At 40.0% G+C, this 5,381-nt stretch carries 12 protein-coding genes; all 12 read left to right on the top strand.

Features of this window, described 5'->3' with window-relative positions:
- A partial coding sequence (rplC, locus tag ACNI3T_RS04500) for a 50S ribosomal protein L3 (RefSeq protein ID WP_418226787.1) occupies positions 1-611 on the top strand: 611 nt, incomplete at its 5' end.
- The gene (gene rplD / locus ACNI3T_RS04495) at positions 611-1,237 is read left to right on the top strand and encodes a 50S ribosomal protein L4 (RefSeq protein WP_418226786.1); all 627 of its coding nucleotides are present in this window, start codon (positions 611-613) and stop codon (positions 1,235-1,237) included. The genes rplC and rplD, both read left to right, overlap by 1 nt.
- Before the next feature lie 9 nt (positions 1,238-1,246).
- The gene (gene rplW / locus ACNI3T_RS04490) at positions 1,247-1,537 is read left to right on the top strand and encodes a 50S ribosomal protein L23 (RefSeq protein ID WP_141876836.1); all 291 of its coding nucleotides are present in this window, start codon (positions 1,247-1,249) and stop codon (positions 1,535-1,537) included.
- Positions 1,538-1,546: 9 nt separating this feature from the next.
- Complete coding sequence (gene rplB / locus ACNI3T_RS04485) at positions 1,547-2,383, top strand: 50S ribosomal protein L2 (RefSeq protein ID WP_418226785.1); 837 nt, start codon at positions 1,547-1,549, stop codon at positions 2,381-2,383.
- 3 nt (positions 2,384-2,386) lie between these two features.
- Positions 2,387-2,665 (top strand): 30S ribosomal protein S19, encoded by a 279-nt coding sequence (rpsS, locus tag ACNI3T_RS04480; RefSeq protein ID WP_011710692.1) that lies wholly within the window; start codon positions 2,387-2,389, stop codon positions 2,663-2,665.
- 8 nt (positions 2,666-2,673) lie between these two features.
- A complete protein-coding gene (gene rplV / locus ACNI3T_RS04475; protein ID WP_011710691.1) occupies positions 2,674-3,081 on the top strand; it encodes a 50S ribosomal protein L22 in 408 nt (135 codons plus the stop codon).
- An 8-nt stretch (positions 3,082-3,089) separates the two neighbouring features.
- Positions 3,090-3,809, top strand: a complete 720-nt coding sequence (gene rpsC / locus ACNI3T_RS04470) for a 30S ribosomal protein S3 (RefSeq protein ID WP_026915151.1) — start codon at positions 3,090-3,092, stop codon at positions 3,807-3,809.
- 20 nt (positions 3,810-3,829) lie between these two features.
- Positions 3,830-4,249 (top strand): 50S ribosomal protein L16, encoded by a 420-nt coding sequence (gene rplP / locus ACNI3T_RS04465; RefSeq protein ID WP_026915152.1) that lies wholly within the window; start codon positions 3,830-3,832, stop codon positions 4,247-4,249.
- A 10-nt stretch (positions 4,250-4,259) separates the two neighbouring features.
- On the top strand, positions 4,260-4,451 hold the full coding sequence (gene rpmC / locus ACNI3T_RS04460) for a 50S ribosomal protein L29 (RefSeq protein WP_026915153.1): 192 nt from the start codon (positions 4,260-4,262) through the stop codon (positions 4,449-4,451).
- Between the two features lie 18 nt (positions 4,452-4,469).
- Positions 4,470-4,727, top strand: a complete 258-nt coding sequence (gene rpsQ / locus ACNI3T_RS04455) for a 30S ribosomal protein S17 (RefSeq protein WP_026915154.1) — start codon at positions 4,470-4,472, stop codon at positions 4,725-4,727.
- A 3-nt stretch (positions 4,728-4,730) separates the two neighbouring features.
- Complete coding sequence (gene rplN / locus ACNI3T_RS04450) at positions 4,731-5,099, top strand: 50S ribosomal protein L14 (RefSeq protein WP_026915155.1); 369 nt, start codon at positions 4,731-4,733, stop codon at positions 5,097-5,099.
- Positions 5,100-5,111: 12 nt separating this feature from the next.
- Positions 5,112-5,381, top strand: a 270-nt coding sequence (gene rplX, locus ACNI3T_RS04445) for a 50S ribosomal protein L24 (RefSeq protein WP_417920782.1), incomplete at its 3' end; no start/stop codon positions are given.

Below are 5,381 nucleotides of genomic sequence, written 5' to 3'. Positions count from 1 at the left end.
TGTCTGGGTTAATAGGAAAAAAGATCGGCATGACCAGCATTTTCGACGAGAATGGGAAAAACATCCCATGTACCGTGATTCAAGCTGGACCGTGCGTGGTTACCCAAGTCAGAACCAAAGAGGTTGACGGGTATGAAGCACTTCAACTTGGTTTCGATGACAAAAAGACTGTAAATAAAGCTGCTGAAGGGCACGCTAAAAAAGCAGGAACCGTTGCAAAACGTAAAGTCGTTGAATTCCAGGGTTATAATGAAGATTACAAATTAGGTGACTCTGTTACCGTGGAGCATTTCAAAGAAGGTGAATTTGTGGATATCGCAGGTACGTCTAAAGGTAAAGGTTTCCAGGGTGTTGTAAAGAGACATGGATTTGGAGGAGTTGGACAGGCCACTCACGGTCAGCACAACAGATTAAGAGCTCCTGGTTCTATTGGTGCAGCGTCTTATCCTGCGAGAGTTTTCAAAGGAATGAAGATGGCCGGTAGAATGGGTGGCGAGAGAGTTAAAGTTGAAAACCTGAGAGTTTTAAAGGTAGTTGCAGACAAGAATCTTTTAGTAGTAAAAGGATGTGTGCCAGGATCTAAGAACTCATACGTAATCATTAGTAAGTAATGGAAATAGCAGTTTTAGATATTAAGGGAAAAGAAACAGGCAGAAAAGCACAGCTTTCTGATTCTGTTTTCGCTATAGAGCCTAATGAGCACGCTGTTTATTTAGATGTTAAGCAGTATCTGGCCAACCAACGTCAGGGTACTCATAAAGCGAAAGAAAGAGCCGAGATCGCAGGATCTACGCGTAAGATAAAGAAACAAAAGGGTACTGGTACAGCGAGAGCTGGTAGTATCAAGTCTCCTATTTTCAAAGGTGGTGGACGTGTTTTTGGTCCAAGACCAAGAAACTATGGTTTCAAATTAAACAAGAACCTTAAACGTCTTGCAAGAAAGTCTGCCCTATCAATTAAGGCAAACGACAAGGCTATCATGGTAATTGAAGATTTTTCATTCGATACTCCAAAAACTAAGAACTTTATCGAAGTTCTTCAGGCTCTGGGGATTGACAGTAAAAAATCGCTAATTGTGTTGGGTGACTCAAATAAAAATGTATATTTGTCGTCGCGCAATTTGAAATCCTCAGAAGTTATAAATAGCTCAGAATTAAGTACTTACAAAATACTTAATGCTAAGAGTATCGTCTTCGTAGAAGGATCTTTAGAAGGAATTGAGTCGAAATTAAGTTAATAAACCGTTATGAGCATCTTGATTAAACCTGTTATTACAGAAAAAGCTACTACAGATAGTGAGATGAACAATCGCTTCACTTTTGTGGTAAGTAACAAGGCAAATAAGATTCAGATCAAAGACGCAGTTGAATCTGCTTATGGCGTGTCTGTTACTAAAGTTCGAACTATGAATGTCCGCCCGGATCGTAAGACTAAATATACTAAGTCTGGTATGATCACTGGTAAAACTAATGCTTTCAAAAAAGCAGTAGTACAGGTGGCGGAAGGTGAAACAATTGATTTATACAGTAATCTTTAAGATTAAACAATGTCAGTTAGAAAATTAAAACCAATTACACCTGGTCAGCGTTTTAGAGTAGTGAATGGGTATGACGCCATTACTACTGATAAGCCGGAGAAAAGCCTATTGGCGCCGATAAAAAAATCAGGTGGTAGAAACAGTCAGGGAAAAATGACCATGCGCTACAAAGGTGGTGGTCATAAAAGAAGGTATCGTGTAATCGACTTTAAGCGTGATAAGCAGGGAATTCCTGCTACAGTGGCTTCTATCGAATACGATCCAAACAGAACGGCCTTTATCGCATTATTGAATTATCAGGATGGAGAGAAAAGGTATATTATTGCTCAGAATGGGCTTCAGGTTGGGCAGAATATAGTTTCTTCCAACGAAGCTGCTTCTCCTGAGATCGGGAATGCAATGCCTCTGGCAAACATTCCACTTGGTACGGTTATTTCCTGTATTGAGTTGAGACCAGGACAGGGAGCTGTGATGGCGCGTAGTGCCGGTGCTTTCGCTCAGTTATTAGCGAGAGAAGGTAAATACGCAACTATCAAGTTGCCTTCTGGGGAGATTAGACGTGTTCTTTCACTTTGTATTGCTACAATCGGAGCTGTATCTAACAGTGATCATCAGTTAATGATTGGTGGTAAAGCTGGTAGAAGCAGATGGTTGGGTATACGTCCAAGAACAAGACCGGTAGCGATGAACCCTGTCGATCACCCAATGGGTGGTGGTGAAGGTAGAGCTTCAGGTGGTCACCCACGTTCTAGAAAAGGTCTTCCTGCTAAAGGATTCAAGACCCGCTCAAGAACAAAAGCGAGTAATAAATATATTGTAGAACGTAGAAAGACTAGAAAGAAATAAGATATGGCACGTTCATTAAAAAAAGGACCTTTCGTTCATTACAAACTGGAACAAAAAGTGGCTCAGAATGTTGAGTCTGGAAAGAAAGCCGTGATCAAAACCTGGTCTAGGGCTTCTATGATTACTCCAGATTTTGTAGGACAAACTATAGCAGTACACAACGGGAAGCAATTCGTTCCTGTTTATGTAACTGAAAATATGGTGGGTCATAAACTAGGAGAATTTTCACCAACACGGTCTTTCAGAGGACATGCAGGTGCGAAAAATAAAGGTAGAAAATAATTGAAGCTATGGGAGTTCGTAAAAGAGAAAGAGCAGAGCAAATAAAAGAAGCCAAGAAACAGGTAGCTTTTGCAAAGTTAAATAACTGCCCTACTTCGCCTAGAAAAATGCGTCTTATGGCGGATTTGGTTAGAGGAGAGAAAGTAGAAAAAGCGCTTCATATTTTAAAGTTCAGTAAAAAAGAGGCATCTAATCGTTTAGAGAAACTTTTAGTTTCAGCTATTGCCAACTGGCAAGCTAAGAACGAGGACGCTAACCTTGAAGAAGCTGAGCTATTTGTGAAAGAGATTCGTGTAGACGGAGGAAGTATGTTGAAAAGACTTCGTCCTGCTCCACAGGGTCGTGCACACCGAATTAGAAAGAGATCCAATCATGTTACATTAGTGCTTGGAGCAAACAATAATACACAAAGCTAAGAGATAGTATGGGACAGAAAACAAATCCAATCGGGAATCGCCTTGGTATCATTAGAGGTTGGGAATCCAACTGGTACGGAGGTAATGACTACGGCGACAAACTTGCCGAAGACGATAAGATTAGAAAATACATCCATGCTCGTCTTTCTAAAGCGAGTGTATCGCGTGTAATCATCGAGCGCACGCTTAAGCTTGTAACCGTTACTATCACTACTGCCAGACCTGGTATTATTATCGGAAAAGGTGGACAAGAGGTAGACAAGCTTAAGGAAGAGCTTAAAAAGATTACCGACAAGGAGGTTCAAATTAACATCTTTGAAATCAAAAGGCCAGAACTTGATGCACATTTAGTTGCTTCAAGTGTTGCAAGACAAATTGAGAACAGAATCTCTTACCGTCGTGCAATCAAAATGGCCATTGCGGCTGCAATGAGAATGAATGCTGAAGGAATCAAGATTGAGATTTCCGGACGTTTAAATGGTGCTGAAATGGCACGTTCAGAATCATACAAAGATGGAAGAATACCTTTGTCTACTTTTAGGGCTGATATTGATTATGCTTTGATCGAAGCTCATACTACATATGGTAGATTGGGAATCAAAGTATGGATCATGAAAGGTGAGGTATACGGAAAAAGAGAGCTTTCGCCTCTAGTTGGTCTTGCAAAGAACCAAGGTAAAAAATCCGGTGCCGGACGAGGTGGAAACAAATCACGTCGTAGAAAGTAATTTTTTAAAGGAAAGAAAAAATGTTACAACCTAAAAGAACAAAATACCGTAAGCAACAAAAAGGCCGTATGAAAGGGCTTGCTCAAAGAGGGCACAGACTTTCTAACGGAACCTTCGGAATCAAATCAATGGATTCCAGCTTTGTTACTGCACGTCAAATAGAAGCAGCGCGTATCGCCGCTACCCGATATATGAAAAGAGAAGGTTCTATCTGGATCAAAATTTTCCCAGATAAGCCTATTACAAAGAAACCTCTTGAAGTACGTATGGGTAAAGGTAAAGGTGCTGTGGAATATTGGGCAGCAGTGGTAAAACCAGGAAGAATAATGTTTGAAATTGGTGGAGTGCCAATGGCAACTGCCAAAGAGGCTTTACGTCTTGCAGCACAAAAACTTCCGGTAAGAACAAAATTTGTTGTAGCTAGAGATTATCAAGAATAATATTGGAATTATGAAACAATCAGAAGTAAAAGAATTGTCTGTTGCAGAATTGCAAGAAGAGCTTGGTAAGTCTCGAAAAGCTTATTCAGATTTAAAAATGGCTCATGCTGTTTCGCCTTTGGAGAATCCGATACAGTTGAGAACTGAAAGGAGAAAAGTGGCGAGATTAGCTACAGAGTTAACTAAAAGAGAACAACAATAATTGTTATTCTGCTGAAAGATGGAAAAAAGAAACTTAAGAAAAGAGCGTGTAGGGGTTGTTACAAGTAACAAAATGCAGAAATCCATAGTGGTTGCTGAAGTGAAAAAAGTAAAACACCCTATGTATGGAAAATTCGTTTTGAAAACGAAAAAGTACGTAGCACACGACGAAAATAACGACTGCAACGAAGGTGATACTGTAAAGATCATGGAAACACGACCTTTAAGTAAATCCAAGACTTGGAGATTAGTAGAAATAATTGAAAGAGCGAAGTAAATCATGGTACAACAAGAGTCCAGACTAAAAGTAGCAGATAACACCGGAGCTAAAGAAGTTTTAGCAATCCGTGTGTTAGGAGGTACAAAGAAAAGATACGCATCTGTTGGAGACAAGATAGTTGTCAGTGTAAAAGAAGCTACACCTAACGGAAATATCAAGAAGGGTGCAGTTTCAACAGCAGTTGTTGTTCGTACCAAGAAAGAAGTACGCAGACCGGATGGATCTTATATCCGTTTCGATGATAATGCATGTGTACTTTTAGGTCCTCAGGGTGAAATGCGCGGTACTCGTGTATTTGGTCCTGTAGCACGTGAACTTCGTGATAAGCAATTCATGAAAATTGTATCATTGGCACCTGAAGTGCTTTAATACATTAAGAAAATGACAAAGCTTAAAATAAAATCAGGAGATACCGTACGTGTAATCGCTGGTGACCATAAGGGTCAGGAAGGGAAAGTGCAGAAGGTACTTATCGAGAAGAATAAAGCTATTGTGGAAGGGGTTAATATGATCTCTAAACATGAGAAGCCTAGTGCTTCTAATCCACAAGGTGGAATTAAGGAGAAAGAAGCTCCAATCCATATTTCTAATCTATCACTTATCGACAAGAATGGTGATACAACGAGAGTTGGTTACAGAGAAGAAGATGGT

Source organism: Christiangramia qingdaonensis (genome assembly GCF_048381525.1).
Lineage (GTDB): Bacteria > Bacteroidota > Bacteroidia > Flavobacteriales > Flavobacteriaceae > Christiangramia.
The sequence above is the reverse complement of the archived record's forward strand: the minus strand, read 5'-3'. Positions and strand labels throughout refer to the sequence as shown.